The following is a 26,602-nucleotide window of genomic DNA, read 5'->3' as shown; positions in this document are numbered from 1 at the left end:
GAGGGCACTGAATCGTCGAAGTCCAAGGAAGTGGAGCTACGGTGCGGTCAGATTTGCTGCCTTGATCTCACTAGCGGCACGAAGTCACCGAGCCGCATAAGCCACGCTCGTTGCGCCGGACGATATGTGGCGTGAAGCCGTTGCGGCACTACCAACTGTAGCTTCTTGGCCTGCATTTCGTCGGTCTGGTTCTCTGAAATGCCCGGCTCCAGCGTGAGCAGATGCTTTTCCTCAATGCGAACAGCCTCGGATAGAACCTGACGCCAGCGGTCCTTGAGAGTCGATTTTGCGCCCAGCATCGTGAGGCGCGCTGCCGGGAATGCTGGGTCCCGATATTCAGCCTGTCCCGGGAAGAGGAAGTCAGGCTTGTTGCGGTTCTCGGTCTCGGCACCGCGTAGATAGCGGATACCTTGAGCCTGAAATACAGCCTCGAGATGGTTCTCTAAAGCCTGACCAGCACGAGCCTTGCGCCGATTCTGGACGCTCAGGGAGAAGGACAGAAATCCGTCGACGTCGGCGCCGTCGGCTGCCCGGAACCCGTCGCCAATTCGCGCTGCCACGATCCTGCGCTCGAGGCGTCGGAACAGCTGTTCCTCGCGGTCCATCCAGTCAATCAGCGCCTGATCCGGGTCATCTGCCGCTGAAACCTCAGGCAGCGATGCACGGGCGAGGTCCGAAAACACCCGGGTGGTGGGGAATTGCAGCCCAAATTGCTCTATAAGGCCATCGAGCCGATCAGCCTCGGGCTCCTCGGGGTCAATGCCGAGCTCGTCGAGAATGTACCGGGCTGCGAAGTCCAGCTCGGCACCTCGGTCAGCCGTGATTTCCTGGTAGGTAAAGCCAAGCTCACGCTGCTCCTCCAGCCCGAACAGCCACATCAGCTGGTTCTGGATGGTGCCGGCGGGAGTGATGACGACCAGTACGGAGCCATCCCGTTGCAGCGCGAGAAACAGCATGTCGCCCGCCTGCATCATTTCGGTGACCGAGTTGCCCGAATAATAGAGGTGGTATTCCGGCGCGCGAGGTTTGCCCTTGCGGACGTTGGACCAGCTCATGAAGCCGTCCTCCGCCAGCGCTTCCTGCTCGCCGGAGATCCAGATGAAGCGTGTCGGGATGCCGCGCCGGTCCTCGTCGCCCAGTAGGCGCCGCAGCGGCTTCGTCCCCTGAAACTCGTGCTGGTTCGACCGCTCCGTAATAGTCTCGACAAGCGTCAGCTGCTTGGCGACCACACCAAGGAAAAGGTCCGACAACATCCCCCGACGCATTTATGCTCCCCTGATTTCCATCCGCTGCAGGTCGGACCTGATCCAGTTCTCACAGCTGTCGATTACGTTGTCCAATAGCAATCGGGTCCGCCCCTTGAGCGCGCATTCCCAGACGACCGCCTGCCGCCATCCGGCAGTGGCGAGCGCGATGTCGGTACGGGCATCAACCTCCCGATTACGGGCGATTTTCGCCTGCCAAAAATCAGGGCGCGTCGAGGGCCACTTGAACAGGTGACAATTGTGCCCATGCCAGAAGCAACCATGGGCGAGGATCACGGCCCGATGGCGCGGGAACACGATGTCAGGCTTACCCGGCAACGCGGGATCGTGGAGCCGAAAACGCAGACCGCGCGCATGAAGTCCCTTGCGCAGCAGCAATTCGGGTTTGGTGTTCGTCGCCCTAATCCCTGCCATCATCCGGCTGCGGACATCAGCCGGTACAATGTCAGCCATGTGCGAGTGCTGGTTCCCGATCGGGACGGGTCACGGTGACCGGTCCATCGGCAGGCCGTTCGTTTTCGTTCGCCAGCGCCGCCTCGATATGGGGCTTCATTGCCTCAGCAATGAACTCTACGACCGGCACCACGACGGCGTTGCCGAACTGGCGGTATGCCTGCGTATCCGAAACCGGGATCTTCCATCGCCGGTCGCCATGATCGAAGCCCATTAGCCGGGCGCATTCCAGCGGCGTCAGGCGCCGCGGACGTTTGCCCGGTTGGGCGACGAGTACTTCCGAGCCATCCTTGTAATAGCGGGCCGACAGAGTGCGCGTGACATCGTCCGGTCCAAACAGGCTGTAGCCGAAGCCATTACCCTTGGCGTTGTGCTTCTCCTTATAAGCCTGAAGGTATTCCCACAGCCGTTCGGTCAGCGTGTACCGCGGATCGACATCTTCATGCCGCTCTAGAATGCTGCCAAGTTTTGGACCACCTGCCGGCAGCTTTAGCCCCTTGAGATCGAAATTCGTTGGCTCACGAAATCCGACGATGAAGATGCGTTCGCGCTTCTGCGGCACCCAGTGTTCGGAACTGATTACCCGCGTCTGTACATGGTAGCCGAGCTCGTTCGTCAGCACGTTCATGATCGTCGCAAAAGTGCGGCCTTTGTCATGGCTTTCGAGATTCTTGACGTTTTCCAGTACGAACGCAGCAGGACGATGGTGCGCGATGATCTGGGCCGTATCGAAGAATAGCGTGCCTTGGGTATCGCAAAGGAAGCCATGCGGCCGCCCCAGTGCATTCTTCTTCGATACGCCGGCGATCGAGAACGGCTGACAGGGGAAACCCGCAAGAAGCACGTCATGCTCGGGGATCTTCGCCGGGTTCTCGGCATATTCCCGAATGTCACCAGCCAGCGGATGATTGTCCCGAAAGTTTTGCGCATAGGTCTTCTGCGCGTTGGCATCCCACTCGGACGTGAACACGCAATGGCCGCCAATGCCCTGAAAACCGATCCTCAGCCCGCCGATACCGGCGAACAGATCAATAAAACGAAACGATACCTGGCGCGGTGGCTGCACCGCCCTCCGGGCCGCCTCTTCAAGAACGCGTCGCCCCAGTGCTGACGGATGTCCGGTGCCGTTTGCATAGCGAGCAATGGTCCGCTCGGACACCGAAAGCAGGGCAGCAGCTTCGGCATGAGACAGGCCCGCGCGGTCGCACAGCTGATTGAAGTCGTTTTGCCGTACCACTGATCTGCGCATCGCCGCCTCGCTGTGTAGATTTACGTCACAGTGGCAGATTGATTCCCAGAGGGCAAGTTTGTTCTTCCAATGTTCACTTAGTTGTGGGTAACTCGGCAGCAGTTTCATCTTCGGCGGCAAGCCGTCGGGTTGCGAGCTTGTTGGTCAGTTCGGAAGATTTCACCACCTGCTGCGACATCTTTCAGGTAGTCGCGCAAGCGTTCCTCGGTCCGCTGCCGCAGGCGGCGACCCGACCGAAGGTCTCCAACGAGTCTCGGATCGCCGGCGGCCAATCTGCCAAACGTGCTAGGCGTGACACTACTACACGCCAGGTATGCCTCGATCTGCTCCAGTAGCTCCATCGCACTCGACTCGCTTTCGGCTTGTGTTCTTTGTTTGTTCTTACTAGGAAGGCTTCCTAGAGTCTAGGATCAATTTCCTAGGTGCCCGCGATAGGACTGGCAGTCATGGACGACGCACGAAGAGCCCTGGACGAGTTGATCCAGCAACGAGGAGTGAACTATTCCTCGGTTTCGCGCCTGCTGGGGCGCAATGCCGCTTACATCCAGCAGTACATTCGGCGCGGTAGCCCGCGACAGCTGGACGAGCAGGATCGCTCGGTTCTGGCGCGATTTTTCGGGGTCGATGAGAAGGTTCTTGGAGCCCCTGCCCGCCGCTCAGGCCCGGTGGTCGAGCTCGTTCATGTGCCTTTGCTCAATGTCGAGGCATCAGCCGGCCACGGCGCTCTGGCCGAAATGGAAGCCAAATCCGCGCAATTCGGCTTCGACGAAAAGTGGCTGCGCCGCCTGACCGCGAGCAAGGCATCGAGCCTGTCGATCATCGCCGTGCATGGCGACTCCATGGAACCCACCCTTCATGATGGCGACGAAGTCATGGTCGATCTCGGGGACGGCCAGGCGCGGCTGAGAGACGGGATCTATGTCCTGCGGATGGATGACATGCTGAGCGTAAAGCGCATTGCGCTCGAACCACAGGGCAAGCGCGCGTCGGTCCTGAGCGACAACCCTGCCTATCCAAGCTGGCGCGGCCTCGAGAAACGCACGCTCAACATCGTCGGACGGGTTCTCTGGTTCGGACGGGCGCTCTAAGGTGGCCTTCTGATGCTTGCCCTGCTTGCCGCTTCGATCGTCGCCTCCGGGCAGACGTTTGTCTGCACGCCCACTCATGTCTGGGATGGTGACGGTCCGGTCTGGTGTGCGGAAGGCCCTCACCTTCGGATCGCCGGCATCGCTGCGCGAGAAATGGACGGCACCTGCCGCACCAATCAACCCTGCCCCGATGCCACCGCAATTAAGGCACGCGATGCGCTGGTACGGCTGATGGGCGGCGCGCGCGGAACGATCTCAACCGGCCACGTGGTAATCAGAGGTCCGCGGCTGACATGCCGCTCCGAGGGGACCGCAGGCGGAAACAGGACCGCGGCCTGGTGCCGTCTGCCGTCAGGTGCCGATTTGTCATGCGCCATGATCAAGACCGGCACTGTCCTGCGCTGGAACCGCTACTGGAAAGGCCCGGCTTGCCAGTGAGCGGCACCACGCATCTGACCGGCGTCGTCGAGCGGGCGGCAAACGGGCCGGTGCTGCGCACCGATGGTGGCGGGAGTTGGGAACTCGACAACACCCGCCAAGTACGCAGATTCATAGGCTCTCGCGTTGAAGTGGTCGGGGAGCGTTCGGGGTTCAACGGGTTCGCCTGCAACCAGATATGGCCAGCCGGACAGCCTCGTCCGACTGCATTCAAACTCCGCCTCGAATTCCTTCTTGCCGCAGCCTTCGTCGCCTACGGTCTCTACGCGACGGTTGGCGGGGTGGTGAGCGCGCTCGGCTGATGCTCAGCGACTGGGAGCTCTGGGCCTGCGCCAACCATGTCCTGCAATCCCATGGGGACAAGGCGCCCATGCACGTCGCCGAACAGATCGGGGCGCTCGCAATTGCTGGCGATGAGGCAGGCATTCGGACATGGCAGGCTATCGCCGAGCGAATTGTTCAGCTGAGCTCCAACGCCCCGGACCGGCCACTCCAGTAACCCTCCTCGACAAGACTACCAGTTCATCCGATCGGCGACAGATCGCCCGGAAACAGGCATGGCTGCGCGCCTGGACCGCCATGACTGTCGCCTTCGATGGTGAAACCGCGCATGCGCTCGACAAGATGACGAGCCAGATCGACCCTGGCGCTGCGCTGGGCGCGTGGATCATCGGCATTGAGGCGGACGAGCGTGTGCTGCGGCGCAACGGCCAGCGCGACTTCGAGATGCGTGAGGAGGATATCATCGGAGATTCGGGGCATGGGCTAATGAGAACAAATAAAGAACTTCGAGTCAACCGGCAGTGTGCGGACGGATGGGGAGAGCAGCAAGCTATATGCCGATTTCGAATGGCTTGGTGATCGACCGGTCAAGCTCTGGCGGCTTGCGTTCCGGTGCAGGAGCCACACGATCTTTGGCCTGACCTTTGGCTGCCGCATCGCGGAGGAGATCGACCGTTTCCAGCGCCGAACGTTTCATGCCGGCATTGCGCTCGACCGCCGCTTCGAGCTTGCCAGCATTATCGACATAGAGCGTGAGACCATCGCGCAGCCGTGTGACTGTCACCAGGAATGTCTGCTGGTTGGCCAGATTGCGCTCGCGGCTGTCCATGACCGCAATGCCGCGATCGGAAGTCAGCCCCTGTGCCATATGGGCATTGAGCGCATAAGCGAGATCGAGACGGCGGAGCATCGGGTCGCCCTGCTCCAGCCGGTGCTCTGAGCCCAAGGATGTCTTCACCACGACAGCCTCTTTGTCGACAGCGACAATGCGGGCCTGGTCGGCATTGAGCAGGCCCCGCTGGTGATCGGTCTCGGTCCACCGGATCTTGTCGCCGGTATAGATGTCGAGAGCGCGCACTTCGAACAGGCGCAGCGGATCCTGCTCACCTTGCGGCCTGATCTGACCGGGACGAAACTCGAACTGGCGGCCACGCTCGTTTTCCAGCGTGACTCGCTCGCGCGCCACATCGGTTCCGACCACCCGGTATTCGCCTGCTGCAAGGCCCTGGTTGCGCTGACGCCGCGCGACATCGACCACCATGCCGGGGGCGTAGGTGCTCGCATATCGCAGCTCCTCACGGGTTACATTGACGCGGGACAGGGTCTGGAGCCGCATGGTGTCAGGACCAAGCTCCCCGCTGGATTTGAGGCCCGTCTGCACAGCCTCGTTCACGGCACTGCGCAGGTTTCGGCCTGAGGCATAGATCGCGGTTGCTTCGCGCTCGGCAGTCGACAGGGACAGCCAGGCTGCGGCGGCTTCGACAGCCGCATCGTTCCCCGCCTCGATCACTTGGGGTGCTAGATGGCGCATGGCGTCTTCGATGCGCCCTTCTTGCGCTGCCCGTTGGGCTTCACGCAGGCCTTCGCTGCGCGCGCGAAGATTGGTGCCCATCACCGCAGTCTCGATGCCGGCCTGCTGCATCACATCGAATGGCTTTCCAGCATCGACGGCACCCAACTGCTTGCGGTCGCCAATGCTGGCAAAGCGGCCGAGTTCCAGCAGGTTTGCCAGCCGAACAAGCTTCTCCTTGTCGGCATTGCCGACCATTGATGCCTCATCGAGCAGCACGACGGTGCCGCGCATGTCGGCCCGCGCCTCGGCGAGACGGTCCGCATCGGCCCCTTCAAGGAGATCCCGGTGCCGGGCGAGGAACCGCGACACTGTCATCGAGGCAATACCCGTGTCGCGCTCGAGCATCTGGACCAGCGTGTTCTGCACCGCGAGCCCGAGCACACCCCTGCCCTCCTCGCGCAGGATATCGGCGACAGGTTTGAGGACCGTGCTCTTGCCTGCGCCCGCGACGCCCTGGATCGCGACGATGCGGTTGTTCGAGCCAAGCAGCAGACGCCCGGCCCCTTCCTGTCCCGCGTTCAAGGTCAGGCCGTATTTGATCTGGGACAGGGCTTGCAGACGGGCCCCGGCAAGGTCGGGAGAGACTATCGCCGGGGCTACGCCGCGCCCGTCTTCAACCCCGGCAATAATTCGCTGTTCGAGGCTGATCGCGTCGCGTGTCGTCAGCAGTTCCCGGTCCGCACCCTTGCCCTTCTCCAGATGTCCCTGGCGGAGCAGCTGGTCGACGCGGTGTTCGATGTCTGCAAGCGAAGTCGGGAGCGCAAAGCCAAGCGCTGCGCGGTATATCTCGGCCCGGGTGAAGGCCGCCTCCCGCTCACCGAGATGCCGGACAGCCGAGGCGACTGCATGAATTGCGGCGACTTGCTCGACGCTGCGATTGATGAGCCTGCCAGGTATCAGCGGGTCACCTTCCCGCAGGCCGAGCCGTTCGGCAAAGGTGGTTGCGAGGGCCTGAACATTGCGGGCAAGCGCGCGCATCGTTGGCGCCAAGCCGGTCACATTGCCAAGATCCTGCGCACTGCGAGCATTGGCTGTGGCAATCACCGTGGCGGGATCAAAGCCCAGCCTCGCGGACGCGTCCTGCCACTGCTGCGTCAGCGCATCGCGATCTTCGATCCGGCCCTTGTCGGCCCGGGTCATCAAGGTTGCAGCATCGAGCACGCCCGGCCCTGAGAAGTTCATCTGGGCGGCCGCTTCCAGGATTTCCGCTCGCCGGGAACTGAAGGCATCGCGGACCGCCTTGGGCACACCTACGGCCTCGAAATTGCCATGCTTGCCGAAATCACCGACCTCGTAGCCGAGCTTCTCGACGCTCAGGCGAAATCGCGCCATCGTCATGGCATTGAGCAAGGTATTGTGCTGCCAGAGCTTGTCATTGCGCAGCGCCCGCCATTTGCCGTCGCCCCCTCTCGTCACATTGGCAATGACGGCATGGAAGTGGGCGTTGGGCTCCTGGTTGCGATTGGTATCGTGCTGGAACAGCGCGATCGCAAGGTTGCCGGTATGGACGGTACGCTCCTTTCCGCGAACCTCCATCCGGGTCTCGGCAAGGTTCTTTTCGGCCCAGCGCAGGGTTTCCCGGACGGCCGACGCATAGGCATCGAGGATCCGTTTGTCGCCGCCGACCAGAGCAAGGACCGACCAGCTTTTCGGCATGGAAAAGGTGAGGTCGGTCCCCGCCCGGTGCGCCCGGTTGTCACTGCCCACGCGGCTACCATCGGGCAGCAGTCCCTTAAGGACCGCCTCGAATTGCCGTGCGTCTACGGAACCAGTAAGCCCGAGCGCGGCAGCGCCCTTCCCCAGCCACTCACCCGAGCGATCGGCATCCGCCCGCGTGTAGTAATTGTCGGCAGCGAAGTAGTTGGCCGCGCCGCCGGCGGTGCGGACATTGGCTACCGACAGCATCGATCGGTCCCCAACGCCAAGGCAGTTGGCGACATGCTCACATCTCCATGTCGCCAAGTTCCGGACCAGTGATCGGCGGAGGCTCGTGCTCCCGCAAACCATCCTCGATCATCAGCTTGCGCGCGGCAGCATCACTCGAGCTTTGGCTCTTCGGGTTATCCGGCTTGCCCTGTTGCAGCCCTTCCGTTCCGGGCGTGCTGGCCTGAGGCGTGCCCTTAGGCGAAGCCGACTGATCCCGCGCCGCTGCGGCTTCGCCTGTCGGGAGAAGTGGGCGGGCGGAAGGTCCAGCCTTTCGCGGCGGAGCATCGGTTCTGGTATTCGACCGGTCCTTCCTGGCCTTGCCCGCCTTGTCTTGCCCGGAACGAGTTGCCGGTTCTCGCTCCTTCGACGTCTTGCCGGGTGTGCGTTCCACTGCTCGCCCAAGATCCTTGGCAGGCGCTTCAGGCTCCTTTTTCGAGGCAGCTCGCGCACCCTGGTCGAAGGCTAGCTCGCCCTGCTTCGGGACGACCGGCTTGCCGGCGCCGTCGTCGTTCGACGAGGGATGCTCGCCGCCTGTCGGCGCTGCCTTCTGCTCTGCCTGCTCCGCCGCCGGATGGATCTCCGTGACCCTTGCCTTCGGGCTGTCCTTGACCCTGGCGATGAAGGTTTCCGCCCGCTTGGGTCGGTCGACGGGCTTCAGCTTGACGGGTGCGGCGGGAAAGCCATCAGGGAACTTGATGTACCCCGACAGGCGCGGCAGGTTCATCAGCTGGTCGGGCAGCAAGAGCGGCTCGATGTGCTTGCGCGGGGTGAGGCTGACCGCATCGCGGGCATTGTTGTAGCCATAGGTGTAGCCCTCCTCCATGTCCCTGACCTGGCGATGGCCGATGAAGTCGGAGCACCAGGTGGCGGTCTCGCGGTCGGCGGTTCCAAGGATCAGTTTGGTCCGGGCGAGCGATGCCAGCGTCATCGCCATGTTCTCGCCGTAGACCTCCTTGAGCTTGGCATAAGCGTGAAGGCCAAGGACAATCGCGCCGCCGAAATTGCGCGCTGTCTGCAAGCCTTTCTCGAGGGCCGGCAGGCGGTGCAATGCACCCAGCTCATCGACGAAAAACCAGCACTTGAGATCGCGGGTGCGGGGCATCGTCATCAGCGTGTTCATGGCGGTATCGAGCCAGAGCGTGAGCAGCTGCGCGCAGACGCTCATGTCGACATAGCGGGCAGAAATGAACAGGATCGAGCCTTCGCTTCTGGCGCCAGCGGCCCCGTCCTCGATCCATTGGCGAACAGAAAAACGAGGTCCGGCAGTGGGCAGAAGCTTGAGCGCCTTGGCGTTCACGTTGAAGACGGCCCGGATCGATTCCGCCATGCGTGCGGCTTCCGGCGCGGTCAGCGGATCGGCGATCGTTCCGCGCATCATGGCATGAACGCGCGAGAGGTCCGCGGTCATCAGCTCCCGCGCCAGGGCGTCGTTGGTCGCCCTGCCCTCGGCCACAAGTTTGAGGCAGAATTCCACGAAAAGGGCTCGGGCAGCGATCACCCAGAACTGGGCTTCACCGCCCCCGTCGTGGGGGACGAGGGCGTCCGCGGCGGCCCAGAACTCGCCTTCAGAACGGCATTCGTCAAACAGGCTCCACTGGGGGCAACGCGCATCGAGTGGGTTCAGGATGATGTCGCAATGGGCCGCATGGAAGTGCTCGATAAAGGCGCCGGTCAGGTCGAAGACCACACAGCGCTGGCCCTTGGCTCTTGCCTCCGCAATCATGTCAGAGATCGCCACGGTCTTGCCCATACCGGTGGTGCCAATGAGCATTGCGTGGCTTTGTTCTAGCCGCCAAGGATAGGCCACCGTGGCGATATGCGATGGCCGATAGGGAAAGACCCGGGCGATCTCTCGCGGCAGGCTGAGCCGCCATTTCCAGCCCAGTGCAGTATCGAGCTCACGGGTGCGCTCACGCCGGTTGTGCGCGGTCAATTCGTCGACGAGTTCGGGGAGCGTGACGAGCATCGCGCCGCGCTCATGTTTGCGCTCTTTGGAGCGGCCACCGAACCGCTCGGCGAACCAGTAGAAGACGGCAAAAGCGGGGACCAGCAGGAAACCGGATCGCCACAATGCACTGGTCAGAAGCGCCGTCAGCTTCTCCCACGCATGGACCACCGGGGGGTAGTGGTCGAGCTGGGCAATCGGAAACTGGATGGTCGCGCCGAAAGCGGTTTCCAGGGTGATCCGCTTGGCGGGATCGAACTCCATGAAGCCGTAGATGGCGGCATAGATCCGCATCCAGACGAGATAGACTTCGTGATCGGTGAGGCCTGCCGAAATGGTCCACCAGGAGGTCCATGAGATCACGAGCGCGGCAACGATCAGTGGGCCCTTGAGACCGGCCGCGAACATGAAGCTGAAGTGTCCGAGCAGCTGGCTGCCACGCGTGAAGTTGACGAGATTACGCTTCATCGGAGCCTCCCTCGCCAGCGGCTGTGGAAAGACCGAGCTCCTTGCATTTGCGCACGTAAGCCTGGTGCGCCCGACCGCGCAGCGCGTGGTCGGGGTGGCCTGCCAGCAGCGCATCAACCCCGACCATGAGGAACACCGAGCGGCGGGAAATGCGCTCAATGGAAGCGTCGAGCCGCGAGGCAAGCTCGTCCTCTGTGCAGGCATTGGCGAGCAAGGCGCGAACCCACTCGCTCATGCTGATCCCCTTGGCCTTGGCAGCCCTGCGGATCAGCGAGCTGAGCTCGCTGGAGATGTAAACCTGGAGACAGATTGGCCGTGTCATGCACGGACTCCTTGTGGTCAGGAGCCCGATTCACACTGCGAAAGGCAGGATCGAAGCTAAGTCAGATTCAAGAACATGTCAAGAACATAGAGGACTGCGGAATTCCGCCACTTCCGGCCTGGCCTTGGTCAAATCCACGTAACTGCCCTCGCCCCCGTCACTTTTGACGGAGAAGCTGCCATTTCACAAAATTCGCTCTATTCCTTTGTGATTGCATATTTTTTCTGCCCACCTTTCCTGCGACCCGTCGCGTAGGGTGTGCTCCTAAGTCCCCAGCTGCGAGGACAGGAACCAGCTATTGAGCCTGTAACGGATGATGCGGTTTTCAAGCCCCCATTCTATGGGGCGCTGGCAGGTTGCCGATCTGCGGATCGCGATAGGCACAGGCGGAATCGACGCCTATGATGCCGGCAATGATGAGGGCGGAAAGGAAGCGCCGCATGGGCCAGGTCACATTGAGCGCGACGCCGAAGGGCAACGGTTTCCAGGCGACAGTCACTTACCCGAGCGGGGTGTCGATCAGTTCTTCCGAGGCTTTCCCGACGCAGGCAGAGGCCATCGAAGCTGCGGCATTGAAGGTCCTGGATATGCCGGAGCGGCTCACCGATCTCGACCGTCCCGATACCCCGACTGACGCTGGCAACCCGCCTCCCCGTACCGGCTGAGGGATGCCGCAACGGTCTGCGAGCAAAAAGAAAGGAGGAAGCCCTGACGGACTTCCTCCCAAACCGGCGGGTCAGAATTCATCGCTGAGACGGCCCGGCACAGTATCGATGACACGGTCCAGCATGGCCTTGGGCAAGGCGCCGTAGTCGCCTTCATCGACCGCGATATAGCCTGCCTCGTCATCGGTCAGGACGTACTGCGTGAAGTAGCTGTGAAAGGACCGGGCATGGGCCTGATCCAGGGCAGCAACGAAGGCTGCCTGATCGGCGGCGGGACCAGCAGCGGCAATGTTCAGTGAAGCGTACATGATCTTTCCTCCTGATGTTCGATGCGTCGCATCAGGAGCTGCGAAGGATGTGGGTGACGGGCTGGGTCAGGGACCGCGTCAGCGGCCGCGAAGCGGCGATGGGGGCAACGATTTTTGCCGGGCTTGCCCGGTAAAAATGGTGGGGCCCCGTCGTCCTTGACGCAGCCCCAAAGCCCGCATCACACTTGGTCTTTCTGCGAGAGAGACCTCTCCAACGCCTGCGCAGAAGCGCAACGCCTGCCCCACAAACCATTTTCCTACATGCCCCCGCAGTGCCAAGATCGGCAGCGGAGGGGACCAACGGCCAGCAAGAAGGAAGCACTATGGCCAGGTCCAAACCTACTGCACGAGATGCCTTGAAGAAGCTGCGTGAACAGCGTGCCCAACTTGAGAACGAGGAGGCACGTCTCCGCGAAGAAGCAGCGACTGAACTCGGAAAGCTGCTGATCGAGTGCGGCGCGGAGATGATCGAACCGGCACAGTTACGCCAGATCGTTCGCGCATCGATGGCGCTCGGGATCGAGGAAACGCTGAAGCGGATTGCTCCCGCGTAAAGTCCACTCCGCGGCGGCAAGGGGTTCGATGCCCCGCGCCGTCGCATCGCAGGCCTTTAAAAGAAAAGGCCCCGATGGCGTCTGCCACCGGGGCCTTGTCGTGAGGCAAGGACATTCAGTCCTCATCGATATCGGGAGCACCTTCGTTGCTGCCGGAGCGGCCCTTGGTGAGGAAATCGACCTTGTCGGCGATGATCTCGCAGCCGTAGCGCTTGGTGCCGCTCTGATCTTCCCACTGGGTGTAGTGGATGCGCCCTTCGACCGTCACGAGCTGCCCCTTGGTGCAATACTTGGCGACGTTCTGGCCCAGGCCGTTGAAGCAGGTGATCCGGTGGAACTCGCTGTCCTTGGCGGTGTAGCCGTTTTCGTCCTTGTAGGTCTTGCCATCCTTGCGGGCGGGACGATCGGTCACGACCGAGATCGAGGTGATGCTGGTTCCACTCTGGGTGGTGCGGGTCTCGGGGTCGCGAGCGATGCGGCCAACGAGGATAACGAGATTGGTCATGGGCTTTCTCCTGATCGAGCATTCCGGGTCCATCCCGGCTGCAAACCCGAGCAGAAGCGCCCCATGGCGAAGCGCACCGAAGGGGAACCCGGAACTGGTTCGGGTGGTGCGGGCAGCCGGGCACAGCCCGGCAACTCGGCCGGACCTGATCCGGGTTGCGCGTCTCGACGGGGGGTGATTCAGGGACAGGTTTGCATCGAAGCCGGGTGGAGCTGGATGCCTTGAACAGGTCAGCCCTGACTCGTTTCCCTCCGGTCTTGGCTGGATCATCCCTGCCCGACCTTCCACCGGAGAACCCCATCCTAGATCGCGGTAGTAACCGCTCCTCCAACCGGTGGCTCATTCCTGGACGAAACTGCTTCGGCTGGGAGAGGCATGTCGATCGTCACCCCTTCAGCGCCGTCCAGAGGGTTGCCTCGAAGCATCCAGGCCTGCGGCGTGATCAAGCGCGCCCAGTCCGCAAATGAGGGGATCGAGCCCAGGTCTTCGCGTACGTGCTGTTCGCCGACCTGACGCACCGGAACGACCCGACCATCCGAATTGACGAGGGTCTCGCCGAAAAGTGTTTCGAGCATGAATATCCCCTCGGCATGGTGCCGCAGCGCGCGGTGCCGTGGGTCTGCCAGGATTGCCTTGGACTGGTCGAACCACTGGTGCAGCGGGAGATAGTCATCGACTGTGCCGCCCCATTTCCGGACCGACGAGAGAGCGTGGTAGTAGCAGTGGGCCATGCCTGATCTCCTAGAGCTCGGTCGAATGATCATCGGTGGCGATGAAGCGCAGACTGCAGTCGAGCACGAAAGTCGCTTCAGCCACATCGATCACGAGTTGGCCGCATGCACCGTCATTGATCTCCCAGCCCGGATGGTGGCGTTCGAGCGCCAGATAGGTCAGCTGTTCAAGTGCCTGGCCGATTGATTGCAGCTCTTCGGGACCAGCGCGACCAACGTTGTCTGCTTCGATTTCCATGCGGGAGACTTCCGGGCACGGGATCGCCGCGCCGGCTGCATCGAGGCATGCACATTCTTCAACGGCACCGCTGTCGCCGCATCCGTCGAAATGGATCTCGACCCGGGCAATCCCAGCGTCCTGCAAGCGCGGAAGAATGGCTGCCTTGAGCTGTTGGATTTCTTCGGCCACTTGCACTTGCCGCTCGGCCTGGCGAACGGCAAAGTCGGCCATCACAGCCTCGATATCGATCATGGAATGCCTCCTGGTAACTGAAGCCAACGGCAATTCGCTGGCTCCAAACGACAGGCGCGCGCCTTTCCTCTGACGGACGACGCCAGCGCCGACCCGGCGCTGGCGCGAGGACCGGCATGACCTCAGTCAGTGCCTGCCGAAGTGCTCTTCGGATTGGTGCCGAGGGGCCCGCGCCGATCGACAACGGTGATCCGCCGAGCCTTGGCTTCGATGACCAGACGTTCGAGCACACCATTGCCCGGAAAGGCGATGACGTAACGCGGATCGAGGGAGAGCATACGCTCGTTGCGCTTGAAGCCGGCACGGGCACCCAGGCGCATATCGAGCGAGAACGTGACCTGCGGGATGCCGCGCCGTTCGGCCCAGCTTGATGCCAGACGGTCAACGCCCTTGGTATCACCGCCATGGATGAGCACCATGTCGGGCACGCGGTCGCGAACCTTGTCGAGGGTGGCCCAGACATTGTTGCCGAAGGTCAGTGCATCCTTTTCGCATCCATGACGGGTGCGCCCGCCAGCGAAGACGACCGGGGTTCCTTCGGGCACCGCTGCACGGCGTTTGGCCTCGGCACGGGCGCGCAGGAAATCGCGCCCTTCGACCAGCGCGGAGGTAAGCATGACGCTGTGATTGAAGCGAGAACTGGAGACCGGCTTCCACGATGACCCGAACTCGTTGAGGTAAAGGGCTGCTGCGACCTCGCGCATCTCCTCGAGCGCCAGCATCGCACTTTCGGCGCACTGCGCCCGCTCGACCTGGGTCTCGAGTTCATCGGTGTGGACCTCGGATCCATCGGCCGTAGCAATCAGCGCGCGGACCTCGTCGGTCGCCCGGTCAAGGGCCGTCGATTTGCGTTCGGCGGAGCGGTGGAAGATGTTGACGAAGGCCCAGCCAAGATCCTCGGCGTCGGCTTCAAGAGCGGTCCCGGACACCATGGCGAAAAGATCGGACCAGACCGCTTCGAGGGTTTGGACAACCGCCTCCCGGACCGGGAAATCGCTTGTCGATAGGGGAGCGGGTCCAATCGAGAAACCGGCGAGATCGAGCCCGGCGAGTTGATCGGCAAATGACGTGTGCATGGGGAAGTCCTCCTGACTGGCGTGAGGCCGACGCACCCGTTCATGGCTGCGCCAGCGAGAGCCCGTCAGGGCCAGCATTCAGGCAGGATTGCGCACCCGTCAGGGGAAACCCGGCTTGGCGGGCTGGCGCGGGCAGGCCTTAAGCCCGAAGGGCCAAGGCCAACACGGGCCCGCCCAAGCCGGGTTGCGCAAGACTGGCGGCTGGCCCAGGGCCTCTCTCGCATGGCGACAGACCATGAGCGGCCGGCAAAGTGCAGTCAGGGATGGCAACCCAGCGCCGCGACCACCCAACTCACAGGCCTCAAGCTGCGCGTTTGGTGTAGACCCCCTCGCCGTTCGACATGTGCCCGAGGCAATCGTAGTCGCCAAACAAGGCATCGAAACGGGATGCGATCTGGGACAGCCAGCGCTGTGCCCGCGGTGAGCGGGCCGTGCGCCAATCGGCGTCCCAATAGGCCCCATCATCGCGTTCGACGATCCAGACGGCAACCAGCCCGCCATAGACCGACACACCGAAATCCGCATAGGCATTGCGCATGAGGATCCGTTCCTCCCGGCCGCGCCAGCCGTCATGCGGGATCAGCGACGGGAAGGCTTTGGCGGCCCGCTCGCGCAGATCCTCGCGCAGCCATTCGTACTCGAATTCCCAGTCGTCCTCGGCTTCGACCTCGAGAACCGTGAATGCGACGATTGCCCCGCTTGGATAGCTGACCGATCGGCCCATGACATCCTCCCTCAGGCCGCGAGCGCAGCGTCGTCTGACGCGTCGTCAAACTGGTCAGGGGTGACCCTCCCGCCGAGCTTCAGCAGCAGGCTCGCGGCTTCTTCGGCCTTGGCTGCAGCGGTCAGGATGGCGCGGTCATCGTCTTTCAGAAGCTTGAGCCAATGCTCGATATAGCTTGCGTGGCTGTCGAGGTGCGTGACCGGCAGCCCCAGCTCGGCGCCCAGCATCGCGCTGGAGAGTTCCGCGACCAGTTCCTCGGCGGCATAGGCCGCCGTGCCGAAGCGGTTCTTGAGATTACGTCCCAGCCGGCTGACATGGCCGGTCCAGTGCGACAGCTCGTGGGCGAGCGTGGCATAGTAGTGGTCGAAGCCGCCAAACAGGCTGACCGGCGGCATCGTGACGCGATCGGCGGTAGGTTCGTAATAGGCGTCGCAGCCCTGATGGCGCAGATTAACGGGGATGGCAGCGAAGAACGCGTCGAGGTCAGCCTCGCGCCCTTCAGGCTCGACCAGTTCCAACGTCGCGGCCGGATGAAAGCGCTCGGGCAGACCTTCGACCTGATCGGCATTGAAGACCGGATAGGCCTTGAGCACCCGGCGGGCTTCGTCGGTCTTTTCGCCGGTATCGGGCGCTTCCACCTCTTTGGTGTAGCTCTTGTAGAAGATCGCGATGGTCGACTTCTCGCCTTTGCGGACCTGGGCTCCGAGCGATTTTGCCTGGTTGTAGGTCATCCAGAACGGCGAAGCGTAGCCGCACATGTCGGCGACCATCCACAACCAAAACACGTTCATGCCCCGGTACGGAATCCCGCACGCCCGCAAGGGCCGGGAGACCGGGACACCGCGCCACGGCTTGATCCACGGCTTCGTGCCTGCTTCCAGACGGGCGATGATTTCCAGGGTGATACGGGCGGCGGGCGACAAGCCGCTGCTCTGCCCTTTGCGATAGGCCATGATGGTTCTCCTGATTGAGGCATCTGGACAGTCGGCGACAGGTTCGCCGGTCAGTGCCACAGGTTCACGGGCCCCCTCTGCTCTGCTTCCAAAAAGGAAGCGGCCCTCCGGCGTAAGCCGAAGGACCGCTTCTCGAGGTACGAGCGGCCTTGCCTGTCAGGAGGAGGTCAGGCGGCCAGCTCGCGGGGGGTATGAATTTTGCCGTCGATACCCGACTCAGCGTCGCTTGCGTCGATGTTGGCTTCGCCCGCCTCCGGCGTAGGGCGAGCGAAGCGCATGACCTCAGGCACCCAGGCCAAGGCCCTTTCGCGGACCTCGACCTCGGTGATGTAGGTGCCGGCGAAGACGCGCTCGGCGCTCATCGCGAGGTCACCCTTCTTGACCGAGGCGAAGCGCGAAGAGAGCTCGAGACCGCCAACATCGGTCAGCGCGTCGAGGATCACCTGCTTCGATACCCGGTCGAAGTAGTTGGCTGCTGTCGGGCGCCACCACTGCGCCATGTCGATGCCGATCAGGCTGCCAAGGTGATCCTGGAACGGCAGCTGACGCTCGCCCGTCATGTTGAGGCTCGCCTCGAGCGACCGGGCGACAACGTAACCCAGCCAAGCCGCGCGGCTGTCATCGGGTAGCGCCCGAAACAGATCGAAGCGGGAGATCGCATCGTCACCAGCGCGCCAGCTTTCGTCGAGACTGGACCTGAGCTCGGCAAGCCCGCTGCTCGCCGGAGCATCCTTGGCCTCGAAGCCGATGATCGGGCCTGCCGGAACAGGCGCGCGCAGCGTGGTCGCAGTCCGCGCCCGCCAGTCGTGGGTATCGGCATCGGCGAGCGTGAAGACCATGATGTCGAGCGCCAGACCGGGGTCAGATGCGACATGCAGTGCCAGAACATCGCGGCGCTGCATCGCGAGCTCGTCAACCAGGCGCTTGGATAAGGTCGTCCGGCGCCTGTCCGGACCTTCACCGCCAGCAACGACTTCGATTCCTTCGTCGGCTTCGGCGGTTTCAGCCCGACGCTCGCCGTAGAACACCGGCTGAAGAACCGGCGTGCCATCGCGCGAGAGCACCAGGATCATCCCTGCCTCGGCCTTGAGTTCCGCCGCGATGACGGGCGGGCGGGCACGAATTTCCTGGCACTCGCGTTCGATGGCCTCGATAGCGGCTTCGGCCGCAGCCACAGCCTCCTCGGCACTGTCCTCACCCTCGAGGATCGCCGCATGCTCGTCATAGGAGGTATCGAGTTCGTCGAGCCTCGCCAATTCTGCGTCGGTCAATGGCGCCGGTTCGGTAGGAAGCCGGACCAGCCCTTCGACCAGATCGTGGCTGGCATAGGGATCGAGCGTCGGCTTGACCCAGGCAAGACCCTGCTCGGCGGCGAGGGCTTTGGCCTGCTCTTCCATCTTCGCGGCGGCAAGGCTTTCGAGCAGCGCAAAATCGACCCAGGATTCGCTATCGTCGTCGTCGAACAGTTCGCGCTCGATCCGGCCGCCGGCGGCAATGTAGGCGTCGCGGCCGACAAGGCGGGCGCGCGGGTCGCTACCCCGGACCGTGCCCGACAGGACCATGCGCCGGATGCTGTCGGGATTGGGCGCATAGTAGGCCGAGGAAACCTGCTCGAACACCCGGGCCTGGATGTCCTGGTCCGAGGTCGCGCCGAAAGCCTTGGCGATGTCGAGCGTGATTTGACCCGATGCCAGTGCCTCGAATACGACGGGCGCAAGCGTCGCGAGGCGCAGACGGCCCTCGACGAAGCGGACGGTCAGACCGAAGCGGCGAGCAACGTCCTCGACAGTCGCACCGCCTGCCACGAGCGCCGCAAAAGCCTGGGCTTCGTCGGACGGGTTCATGGCGAGGCGGTGGAAGTTTTCCGCGAGGCTGGTCTCGACGGCCGCTTCAGCGCTGTCCGCGAGCACGAGGCACGTGACTTCGTGATCACGCGCGAGGATCTTGTCGTCCACGAGCGCAAGCATCGCGCGACGGCGGCGCTCGCCGGCTTCGACCTCGAATTTGCCCTTTGCAGTAGGCCTGACAATGAGGTTTTGCAGCAGCCCATGGGCTGCGATGCTGGCTTTAAGCTCAGCATCTGCTGCCGGATCGCTGTGACGGCGGACATTGCAAGGAGACTGGACGAGCTTGTTCAGCGGGATCGATTTGATCATGGGACACACTCCTGACTGTGAGCCCGGTGCCATCGACCATCGACGCCCAATCGGCTCAATCAGGGCAAAGCCCACTCCCCTCTCATGCCTTGGCAGCGGATCGCCGGATCTGCACGGACAATGACTGAGTGTGGGACGAAGCCGTCGTTCCCGACGCCCCAATTGAATGACGTCTTTGGGCGAGAGTAGACACTCACGCCTTACGCGGATGCAATCGTCGATCCACCGAGGCGAGGCCGTCTGCGGTGAGGCAGCTTTGGACTTAAATGCGTGCAACCGGAAAGACCGGCGCGGTCAGCTCTGAGCATCGTGGATTAAGAATGGCAAACACTCGCGACGTAAATCGCCAGCAGTGTTCTCCGCCACTAGACAGCGGGACGCGGTTCCCGGATGTTGGCTCTATGTTCAACGATCCCTCATCAGCGGCTTTTAAAGGGCGGCCGGTGGTCGCAGTAACAGCGCCACTCCGCCTGCATCATCGTGCGCAAATGCCGGGCTGTTAGAGATGAGCCTTCGCTTTTCTGAGGCTGGACCGGAATTTCCCGAGCAGCTGGTCGAAGCTCTTTTGACCGGTGATGTCGTCTTCTTGTGCGGCGCGGGCGTAAGCGCGCCGCAATTGCCTGGTTTCGGCGCGCTCGTGACACGCTGCTTCGCGAGTCTCAACGTCGAAATGAGCGCGTCGGAGCAATTATCGTTCAAAGAGAATCGGTTCGAGGAAGCGTTAGGGTCGCTCAGCCGCCGGATCGTCAATCCAGCCGAAATGACTCGCGCGGTCGTGGCGGAGTTGCAGCCGCCCGCTGATGCGGATCTCTCGCATCATCGCACCATCCTGCGCCTGTCGCGCGATCTCGAAAATCGCCCGGCAATCGTGACCACCAATTTTGACACGCTGATCGAGCGCGCTCTGATGGAGACCGAGGATGCCGATCAGGTCCGTACCTTCAGCTTTGCCGGGCAGGATCTGCCGCCGCCAGGCAGCGCTGGGTTCGGCGGGATTATCCATATTCACGGTCGGATTGCTGACCCGGATGTCGGCCTAGATGAAACACCGCTAGTCGTGACGAGCGCAGACTATGGCGATGCTTATATGCGATCGGGCTGGGCGTCGCGGTTCCTGTTTGACCTCTGCCGCACCAAAACCGTCGTGCTGGTCGGCTACAGTGCCGGCGACGCGCCGGTACGATATTTTCTAAACGTCCTCGAAGCGGATCGGCAGCGCTTTCCCGATCTGCGCCCAGTCTATGCGATTGACGCGGTGGTGACGCGCGACCTGGCGGATGTCCGCTGGGCTGCGCTTGCGGTCGAGCCGATCGCCTATGAATACCAACTCGATGCGGCCGGCAATCCAACCAGCCATGCCGCCCTGTGGCCGGACTTGGAAAAACTGGCGGACCTCGTCGAGCGACCGCGGGCGACGCGGCGCGAGTGGGCGCAGGCGATCCTCGCCAAGCCCTTCGCCGACGCCGATGCCGCGGAACTCGATCACGCCGCCTGGCTGTTCAGCGGCCGTCGAGACCTATGGTCGCTCGCGATCCCGATCATTATCGACGGAGACTGGTTCGACTTCTTCGCCGACAGAAAATTATGGACCGAGCGCGACGCGTCCTGGATCATCGCCGCCTGGCTTGTCAGGGATCTTGCCTCGTCCGACCGGTTCCGGCGGGCGGTCGACTGGCTCGAGAAGCTCGGCAAGCCGTTCGCTGACGAACTGGCGCGACGGATCCGGCAAGTGAAGGATGCACCGGTTCTGTGGCTCCGCCTCTGGCGCCTTCTCGCGATCAGCCGACCCGATCGCGGCGACCATTGGGAAGACCGCGCCTATACGCTGATGGAGGTGCTCAAAGGCCCCGTTGTGCTGCACGCCGACATGGAACGGGCAGTGAGCTTGTTGACCCCCGCGCTCGAACTCCGGTCCGGCAGATCTTTCTTCGATGACGAACCCGCCGTCGATCCGCCGCGGCGTCTCTCCGATCTCGCCTGGCCGCGACTGACGCTTTCGGACCGCGGCGGCGCTTCGGATCTCGTTGCCGCATTGCTGGCGCTGCCGCAGCCGCTAGTACTGCTTGAGATCGCCAGCGCGAGGCTCCGCGCGACGGTCGGGCTTTCGCTCGATATCGGCACGATCGAGGGCGATTATGACGGCAATGACAGCGCTGTGCCATCGGTCGAACCGCACGGCCAGAACGAGCATCATGATGGGCCGGTTTTCTTGGTCGAGCTGCTCGCGCGGCTGCTCAAGCCGGCGGCCGCCAAAGATCGCGATGCGGTCCGCGCGCAAGCCTCAGCCTGGAAGGCCATGCCTGGCATCTTGGGGGCACGGCTTTGGCTGCACAGCTTGCGTCAGGCGGAGCTGTTCGACGCCGACGAAGCGTTCGCCGGGCTGGTGGGCCTCTCGCGTGACATCTTCTGGACGGTGCGCCGCGAGCTCGCGCTCGTGCTGCGCGACCGTGCCGGGGATGCGAATGCCGATCTGGTTGCCGCCGTCGAAAAGCGCATCCTGACTGAGGGGCCGGCCTATTATGACCGCTATGTGGTCGAGGCTGGTCAGGCGGACTGGAGGAGCCATGCTCTCGACGCGGCCATTTGGCTGCGACTCAACATGCTAGAGCAGGCAGGAAGACTGTCGGCCGAGGGTACGGTGGAGCTTGCGGCCGTAAAGGCGCGGCGCGTCTATTTGGCACGCGACGTCGAGGATCAGGACTTTTTCGGATCCTATTCGACGGGCGTCCATATGGTGGTAGGCGACGCGCAGCCAATCATTGATGCCGCTGAAGGCGAGCGGTTGCAGGTCGCACGCGAAGTGCTCGGCAGCCATGATATCGAGAAACAGCAAGGATGGAGCGTTTTTTGTCGTACCAACCCGAGGGGCGCGTTCGACACGCTCAAGGACGCGCCGCTCGATGACGCCAACGCGCCACTCTGGAGAGACCTCATGGTCGCGCTGTCTTTTCCGGAAGGCGAGAAGGATCCTGACCGCCGGCCTCTCCTCGTCGCGATCTTTGCCACGCTCGAGCTGGCCGAAGCACCATTTCTGGCGCTGGTCGTCGATCGCCTTGCCGATCTTTACTGGTCCTCGCCGCGCCAGACCGAACCCGCGATCGCCGCGTGGTGGCAAAGGTTGTTCGCGGCAGCCGTGGCGCGTGACACCGAGCCCCTTGACCCCACGCGTGATCTTTATGCCGACCTGATCAACACCCCGGGCGGGCGCCTAACCCAGGCCACGCTCATTGACATCGAGGCCCGGCGCAAGGCGGGTGAATCAATCGATCCGGAACTGCTGGTAGCGCTCGATGCGGCTGTTGCGGCACCGGGCCGTCAGGGCACCATGGCACGGGGCGCACTCGTGTTCGCGGCCGGATTTGTGCTGACGATCGAGGGGCAGACCGTAGCGCCGTTGCTTGAAGCCGCGCTGGCGGGTGACGGCGACGAGGCCATCGCGCTGCGCCGGGTTCTCGTCACCGATTCACGCCTGTCATCGGTCGCCTCGAGGACTTTTAGCGCGGCAGTCCTGCGCGGTGTCAGCGAGCTCACCGGTCGTGGCCACGATCTAACCAACGCCGCCGCCAAGATCATCGCGCCAGCGTTGTCGATCCTGCGCGGCGAACAGACCGAGACGGACTGGGGCATGGGCGTCGCCGACGCCGCCAGAGCGCTCCGCACTGGACCATTGGCTTTGCGCACCGGTGTGGCCGAACTGGTGAAGCAGTGGATCCATCAGATCGATGAGGATCGCGCGGTCGCCTGGCGGACGGGCATAGGTCCGCTGCTGCTCGCAGTCTGGCCGCGAGAGCGCAGCTTTCGCGAACGAGAGTTCAGCCGACACTTTGCCGATCTGGCCGTGGAGAGCGGCGACGCCTTTCCCGAAGCGCTTGAGCAGCTCCTACCGCATATGTCGCTCCTAGAAGGGCATGGTGGCACCCACGTGATTGAGCGGTCCGGGGCACCCGAGAAATTTCCCCGTGAGACGCTCATCTTGCTGTGGAAGCTGTTTGGCCCCGGCACCACTAGCGACCTGTATGGCGTGCCGAAGATCCTCGATCGGCTGATTGCAGCGCTCCCAGCGATCGAATTGGACCGACGACTGCAATGGCTCGACCAGAAAGCCACGCGCTATGAGTGATCCGGAACCGACCCGGATCACCTTCGAGACCGTCGACCCGACTCTATCGCTCGATGAACAGAAGCGGCTAGTCGCTGATTCCGGCCGCCGACGGCATCTGAGCTGGGGGATGGATTTCGACAGCCGAGCGCTGTCACTCAACCCCGAAATTCCCGATCATTGGGAAGATCAGGTGAAGGAGCTCCACCGGCGAAACCTACAATCGGCGCGCGCCGGCATGGTCGCGGAATTCGGTGAGCGCGGCATCGATGCCAAGATCGACAATTTCGTAGCGATGGGCGTCAAGCCGTTCTCGGTACTCGCGCATCACAACGCATTGTTTCATCAGGTGCGGCAGGCCTTTGTGATCGGCGCTTACTATCCGGCGTTGGTTGGCGCATGCGCGCTTGGCGAGCGCATCCTCAATCACTTAATGCTGGACATGCGCGGCCATTTCACCGCGACGCCGGAATACAAGAAGGTGTATAGAAAAGATTCCTTCGACGATTGGCGCTTGCCGATCGACACCCTCGAAGCGTGGGGCATCCTGTTACCTGATGCCGTCGTCGAGTACCGCGCCCTAATGGGTTTGCGCCACCGATCGATCCATTTCAACCCGGAGACAACGAACGCTCTGCGTGATGACGCACTTGCGGCGATCATCCATATGCGCACAATCATCGAGCAGCAGTTCGCGAGCCATGCCGTCCGCCCCTGGTTCATAGCCAATACTCTTGGCCATGCCTTTATCCGCAAGGATTATGAGGACCACCCCTATATCCGCGCGTACTTCCTCCCAAATTGTCCGTTCGTAGGGCCGCTGTTCGGCATGGCTCCCGGGAAGGGCGGATGGGAATTTTTCGACCTGCCCGATTACGGCGATGGTGACTGGACGGACGATGAATTTGCAGCGGCCTACAATGACCGTGATCCCACCCTGGTCGCCGGACCAACGGGGTAGTCCACAGGGAGAGACCTGATAAGGGCGCGGCCAAATGCAGAGCGAGGATGCGGGTTTCCGGCAAGCAATAACAGGTCGTCCCCTTAAGGCTCATCGTCACCTAGATCTTGTAGCCGGCCATACCATGGAAGCAGGTCGCCCAGCGCATCCTGAAACGGATAATCTTTGGGCTCGGTCTTCGGCGACTCCGCGTCTTGATGGAGGCTGGAGAAGATCCAGCCGACCCGGTCCCCCGACGCGATCTCGACCGTTTCCAGCAGCGACTCCGCAGTCGCGGTTCGCAGCACGTCCTCGAGCTCAGAGATAGTGCAGAATGCGACGGGGAGTCGATCCTCGCGAGAAATCGCATGGGCACTGGCATCCGCAAGAACATGGGCACGCTCAAGGATCTGGGGAATGATGGTCGCCCGCCCCGCAAACCATTCATCAAGGGTAAGGATCAAAAGCTTGACGTCATCGGAAAGGCGCCTCGGCGCTATGCCGAGCCGGCTGTGTGCGTAGAATCGCCAAAGCTGCATCACGCCCTTGGCAATCTCCTCGTAGCCGCGATCTTCGCCAGGTGCTTCACCGAAGCGGGCGGCTACGCTCATCCGAGATGCTTTACACTCAATCGCCAGTGAAACTGCGCCGTCCCGATCATGCATGAGAATGTCGGGGGTAGCGATAGGTCCCAAGGGCGTGCGATAGCTAGACTCCGGGTGAAACAGGACCGCTGGCAACATCTGCTTCAGCAGATCAAGCGCGTAGCTCTCAAACTTTCGGCCAACTTCATCGCGAACGGCCCCGCCCCCGCCGACCACATCGTAAAACAGTCCGTTGGTCACCCGGTCCATGATCAGGTCCGGCAAGGGGGCAATCATCGTTCGCGCGCGATGGCCGACAAGGAGACAGGGATATCGCCGGAGGATGCTAGGCTTGTAGGCGGTTGCGATTTCCATCGCGCGAAGGTCCGCCGCTTGGGCCCTTGCGACGGCGATAGGGCAGGAGATACGCTCGAGCGTCTGCTGCAGGGTGTGTCGGGTGATTCCCCACTCGTGGATCAGGTCCATGTCCGTGGCCGGACGAATGCGGGGCTCGGGATAAAAGACCGAAAGCAGTGAGAACCCAACAAGTGTCATATCGGAGGGGGTGAGATTGGCGGCTTGCTGCAAATACGCGGCGCACTCGCCCTGACCATAGATAAAGGCGCTCCGATAGAGAGGGGGTAGCCCGACATAACCGCGCTGCCAAGAAAACTGCCGAGCACCGATCCTGCCGAGTTCGACCAAGATGCTTACGTCCTCGCGACGCGCCAGATACTCCGCGCCCTCCATCGAGCGCAGCAGATTAACCAGATCGCCAATCGCGTTCCAGTTTCGGCAATCGAAGGTTTGAAAAACGCTCTTGGGGATCGTGAGGAGCTCGTTCGCTAGCGTCTCGAGTTCCCACGGATAAATTGCATGTGGGCCGAGAATGCCTTCCGTCGCAGCGGTAGGGGGGTAGCCGTTGAGGAAGCGCTCGGCCTCGGCAGCTCGACCCGTTTGCAGCGCGTTAAGCGTCCAAAGCATGCGCAAAAATGCAACATCGTCGGCTGCCGATAGTTGCTTCGACAAGCTGGTCCGCAAGCCCGGAAGTTGATCAATTCTCGCCGCGGTCGCCACCATAACGGTCCCTTAGCAGAATAATGCGGCAATCGGGCGAGTTAGGTGGCGGGTTACGGAATTAGCGGTCGTTCATTACCTCGCTTGGAATGGCGGAAAGTGGTCGGCACTTTCCAATCAAACCATTCGAGCCGCGTGGCTGGTAGCTTCGGTGGACGCGCTGGACGCCGAGGATTATCCTTCGCCGCCATGTTTCGCCTCCATTGCACCAAGAAGCTGCTTGATCGGATCAAACCCGAGATCGCTGAGCCCGGACAAAGCGACACTTCGCTGGGAAATTGGTACGCCACTGTCCTGTTCTGGAAGCCTCAAGTCGCTTTGCTGGTTTCTGAGCGCACGCTGCTTCCCGTGCTAATGCCGCTGGCTCCAGCGGCAACGCTTGCTCGACGCTTCCCGGCGCAGCTGGCGCTAGTCCTGAAAGAGCACGGTGCCCCAAGCGAATTCATTGCACAGGAAGTCTGGCGGATGGACAAGGTCCAGTACGCCAAGACGGCGAACCGGAGCGTCGTAGGCATCCTCAATGAGTTCGTTAAGCAGGCCGAATTCTGGCTGGCTGCCTATGCCTATGAGAAGGGTGATGACGACGACCTTCTGGCGATTTCCGCCAAGCTCGCGGAGACACCGTGTAGCCCGCTGTACAAGGGACCAGTTTCGCCGGACAAAGCCCTTCACGAACTCGTAAAGGCTGGTGCGCATGCATGAGCCTGCGGGCCGTCAACTGCGATCGGAGATCCTACAGCACTCGGACG

Annotated in this window: 25 protein-coding genes; 9 read left to right on the top strand and 16 right to left on the bottom strand. The window is 62.4% G+C overall.

All coding sequences use genetic code 11. The features are described 5' to 3' along the window. Positions 1 to 47 precede the first annotated feature (47 nt). Genes A9D13_RS16030 through dcm form a run of 3 tightly spaced genes read right to left on the bottom strand, consistent with a single transcriptional unit; the run spans position 48 to position 3,075 of the window. Positions 48 to 1,265 carry a type II restriction endonuclease gene (locus tag A9D13_RS16030; protein WP_066775817.1) on the bottom strand — a complete coding sequence of 406 codons (1,218 nt, stop codon included), beginning with the start codon at positions 1,263 to 1,265 and terminating at the stop codon, positions 48 to 50. Beyond that, positions 1,266 to 1,718 carry a very short patch repair endonuclease gene (locus A9D13_RS16025; RefSeq protein WP_054587183.1) on the bottom strand — a complete coding sequence of 151 codons (453 nt, stop codon included), beginning with the start codon at positions 1,716 to 1,718 and terminating at the stop codon, positions 1,266 to 1,268. It lies immediately after the preceding gene. Beyond that, on the bottom strand, positions 1,711 to 3,075 hold the full coding sequence (dcm, locus tag A9D13_RS16020) for a DNA (cytosine-5-)-methyltransferase (protein WP_280521084.1): 1,365 nt from the start codon (positions 3,073 to 3,075) through the stop codon (positions 1,711 to 1,713). The genes A9D13_RS16025 and dcm overlap by 8 nt, the downstream gene beginning before the upstream one ends. Before the next feature lie 338 nt (positions 3,076 to 3,413). Between dcm and A9D13_RS16015 the strand changes: the two genes are divergently transcribed. The 4 genes from A9D13_RS16015 to A9D13_RS21180 are packed head-to-tail and all read left to right on the top strand — an operon-like array spanning position 3,414 to position 4,992. After that, positions 3,414 to 4,055, top strand: coding sequence for a S24 family peptidase (locus tag A9D13_RS16015; protein ID WP_066775813.1), 642 nt, complete (start codon positions 3,414 to 3,416; stop codon positions 4,053 to 4,055). Between the two features lie 12 nt (positions 4,056 to 4,067). Further along, on the top strand, positions 4,068 to 4,493 hold the full coding sequence (locus A9D13_RS16010) for a thermonuclease family protein (RefSeq protein ID WP_066775811.1): 426 nt from the start codon (positions 4,068 to 4,070) through the stop codon (positions 4,491 to 4,493). Continuing rightward, on the top strand, positions 4,490 to 4,795 hold the full coding sequence (locus A9D13_RS16005; RefSeq protein WP_066775809.1) for a DUF5818 domain-containing protein: 306 nt from the start codon (positions 4,490 to 4,492) through the stop codon (positions 4,793 to 4,795). The genes A9D13_RS16010 and A9D13_RS16005 overlap by 4 nt, the downstream gene beginning before the upstream one ends. Continuing rightward, entirely contained in the window at positions 4,795 to 4,992 is a 198-nt protein-coding gene (locus A9D13_RS21180; RefSeq protein WP_066775807.1) for a DUF6961 family protein, read from the top strand. The genes A9D13_RS16005 and A9D13_RS21180 overlap by 1 nt, the downstream gene beginning before the upstream one ends. A 23-nt stretch (positions 4,993 to 5,015) precedes the next feature. Here A9D13_RS21180 and A9D13_RS15995 read toward each other — a convergent pair whose 3' ends face one another. From A9D13_RS15995 to A9D13_RS15980, 4 genes are all read right to left on the bottom strand, one after another. Beyond that, on the bottom strand, positions 5,016 to 5,255 hold the full coding sequence (locus tag A9D13_RS15995; protein WP_066775805.1) for a hypothetical protein: 240 nt from the start codon (positions 5,253 to 5,255) through the stop codon (positions 5,016 to 5,018). A 70-nt stretch (positions 5,256 to 5,325) separates the two neighbouring features. After that, positions 5,326 to 8,253 carry a MobF family relaxase gene (gene mobF, locus A9D13_RS15990; RefSeq protein ID WP_066775804.1) on the bottom strand — a complete coding sequence of 976 codons (2,928 nt, stop codon included), beginning with the start codon at positions 8,251 to 8,253 and terminating at the stop codon, positions 5,326 to 5,328. 37 nt (positions 8,254 to 8,290) lie between these two features. After that, the gene (locus A9D13_RS15985; protein ID WP_066775802.1) at positions 8,291 to 10,687 is read right to left on the bottom strand and encodes a type IV secretion system DNA-binding domain-containing protein; all 2,397 of its coding nucleotides are present in this window, start codon (positions 10,685 to 10,687) and stop codon (positions 8,291 to 8,293) included. After that, positions 10,677 to 11,009: a hypothetical protein gene (locus tag A9D13_RS15980; protein ID WP_066554166.1), complete on the bottom strand. Its 333-nt coding sequence runs from the start codon at positions 11,007 to 11,009 to the stop codon at positions 10,677 to 10,679. The genes A9D13_RS15985 and A9D13_RS15980 overlap by 11 nt, the downstream gene beginning before the upstream one ends. 440 nt (positions 11,010 to 11,449) lie before the next feature. On the opposite strand from A9D13_RS15980, the gene A9D13_RS15975 reads away from it, so the two are divergent. Then, a complete protein-coding gene (locus A9D13_RS15975; protein ID WP_066775800.1) occupies positions 11,450 to 11,674 on the top strand; it encodes a hypothetical protein in 225 nt (74 codons plus the stop codon). Between the two features lie 71 nt (positions 11,675 to 11,745). Here A9D13_RS15975 and A9D13_RS15970 read toward each other — a convergent pair whose 3' ends face one another. Continuing rightward, positions 11,746 to 11,982 (bottom strand): hypothetical protein, encoded by a 237-nt coding sequence (locus tag A9D13_RS15970; RefSeq protein ID WP_007688359.1) that lies wholly within the window; start codon positions 11,980 to 11,982, stop codon positions 11,746 to 11,748. 356 nt (positions 11,983 to 12,338) lie between these two features. On the opposite strand from A9D13_RS15970, the gene A9D13_RS21175 reads away from it, so the two are divergent. Further along, positions 12,339 to 12,536 (top strand): DUF6437 family protein, encoded by a 198-nt coding sequence (locus A9D13_RS21175; RefSeq protein ID WP_229665351.1) that lies wholly within the window; start codon positions 12,339 to 12,341, stop codon positions 12,534 to 12,536. 115 nt (positions 12,537 to 12,651) lie between these two features. Here A9D13_RS21175 and A9D13_RS15960 read toward each other — a convergent pair whose 3' ends face one another. The 7 genes from A9D13_RS15960 to A9D13_RS15930 all read right to left on the bottom strand — a co-directional run bounded on the left by A9D13_RS15960 (position 12,652) and on the right by A9D13_RS15930 (position 19,153). Next, positions 12,652 to 13,041 carry a single-stranded DNA-binding protein gene (locus A9D13_RS15960; RefSeq protein ID WP_066775794.1) on the bottom strand — a complete coding sequence of 130 codons (390 nt, stop codon included), beginning with the start codon at positions 13,039 to 13,041 and terminating at the stop codon, positions 12,652 to 12,654. Positions 13,042 to 13,343: 302 nt separating this feature from the next. Continuing rightward, positions 13,344 to 13,772 carry a DUF6915 family protein gene (locus A9D13_RS15955; RefSeq protein ID WP_066775793.1) on the bottom strand — a complete coding sequence of 143 codons (429 nt, stop codon included), beginning with the start codon at positions 13,770 to 13,772 and terminating at the stop codon, positions 13,344 to 13,346. A gap of 10 nt (positions 13,773 to 13,782) precedes the next feature. Continuing rightward, on the bottom strand, positions 13,783 to 14,244 hold the full coding sequence (locus tag A9D13_RS15950) for a DUF6878 family protein (RefSeq protein WP_066775792.1): 462 nt from the start codon (positions 14,242 to 14,244) through the stop codon (positions 13,783 to 13,785). Between the two features lie 122 nt (positions 14,245 to 14,366). Next, a complete protein-coding gene (locus tag A9D13_RS15945; protein WP_066775791.1) occupies positions 14,367 to 15,320 on the bottom strand; it encodes a DUF2493 domain-containing protein in 954 nt (317 codons plus the stop codon). A gap of 301 nt (positions 15,321 to 15,621) precedes the next feature. After that, complete coding sequence (locus A9D13_RS15940) at positions 15,622 to 16,044, bottom strand: hypothetical protein (protein WP_066775781.1); 423 nt, start codon at positions 16,042 to 16,044, stop codon at positions 15,622 to 15,624. A gap of 11 nt (positions 16,045 to 16,055) precedes the next feature. Next, the gene (locus A9D13_RS15935; RefSeq protein WP_066775778.1) at positions 16,056 to 16,997 is read right to left on the bottom strand and encodes an ArdC family protein; all 942 of its coding nucleotides are present in this window, start codon (positions 16,995 to 16,997) and stop codon (positions 16,056 to 16,058) included. 167 nt (positions 16,998 to 17,164) lie between these two features. After that, complete coding sequence (locus A9D13_RS15930) at positions 17,165 to 19,153, bottom strand: ParB/RepB/Spo0J family partition protein (protein WP_066775776.1); 1,989 nt, start codon at positions 19,151 to 19,153, stop codon at positions 17,165 to 17,167. 505 nt (positions 19,154 to 19,658) lie between these two features. Between A9D13_RS15930 and A9D13_RS15925 the strand changes: the two genes are divergently transcribed. Together A9D13_RS15925 and A9D13_RS15920 are read left to right on the top strand one after the other, a co-directional pair. Further along, positions 19,659 to 23,273 (top strand): SIR2 family protein, encoded by a 3,615-nt coding sequence (locus tag A9D13_RS15925; RefSeq protein WP_066775774.1) that lies wholly within the window; start codon positions 19,659 to 19,661, stop codon positions 23,271 to 23,273. Then, complete coding sequence (locus A9D13_RS15920) at positions 23,266 to 24,213, top strand: hypothetical protein (RefSeq protein ID WP_082922475.1); 948 nt, start codon at positions 23,266 to 23,268, stop codon at positions 24,211 to 24,213. The genes A9D13_RS15925 and A9D13_RS15920 overlap by 8 nt, the downstream gene beginning before the upstream one ends. A gap of 83 nt (positions 24,214 to 24,296) precedes the next feature. On the opposite strand, the gene A9D13_RS15915 is transcribed toward A9D13_RS15920, so the two are convergent. Then, entirely contained in the window at positions 24,297 to 25,856 is a 1,560-nt protein-coding gene (locus tag A9D13_RS15915) for a hypothetical protein (protein WP_066775772.1), read from the bottom strand. A gap of 42 nt (positions 25,857 to 25,898) precedes the next feature. Here A9D13_RS15915 and A9D13_RS15910 point away from each other — a divergent pair, with 42 nt between their 5' ends. Further along, positions 25,899 to 26,555 (top strand): DUF6933 domain-containing protein, encoded by a 657-nt coding sequence (locus A9D13_RS15910; RefSeq protein WP_229665349.1) that lies wholly within the window; start codon positions 25,899 to 25,901, stop codon positions 26,553 to 26,555. The last annotated feature ends 47 nt before the right edge of the window (positions 26,556 to 26,602 follow it).

The organism is Croceicoccus mobilis, from assembly GCF_001661965.1.
In the GTDB taxonomy this organism is placed as follows: domain Bacteria; phylum Pseudomonadota; class Alphaproteobacteria; order Sphingomonadales; family Sphingomonadaceae; genus Croceicoccus; species Croceicoccus mobilis.
Note: the sequence above shows the minus strand (reverse complement) of the source record. Positions and strands in the feature narration are given on the sequence as shown.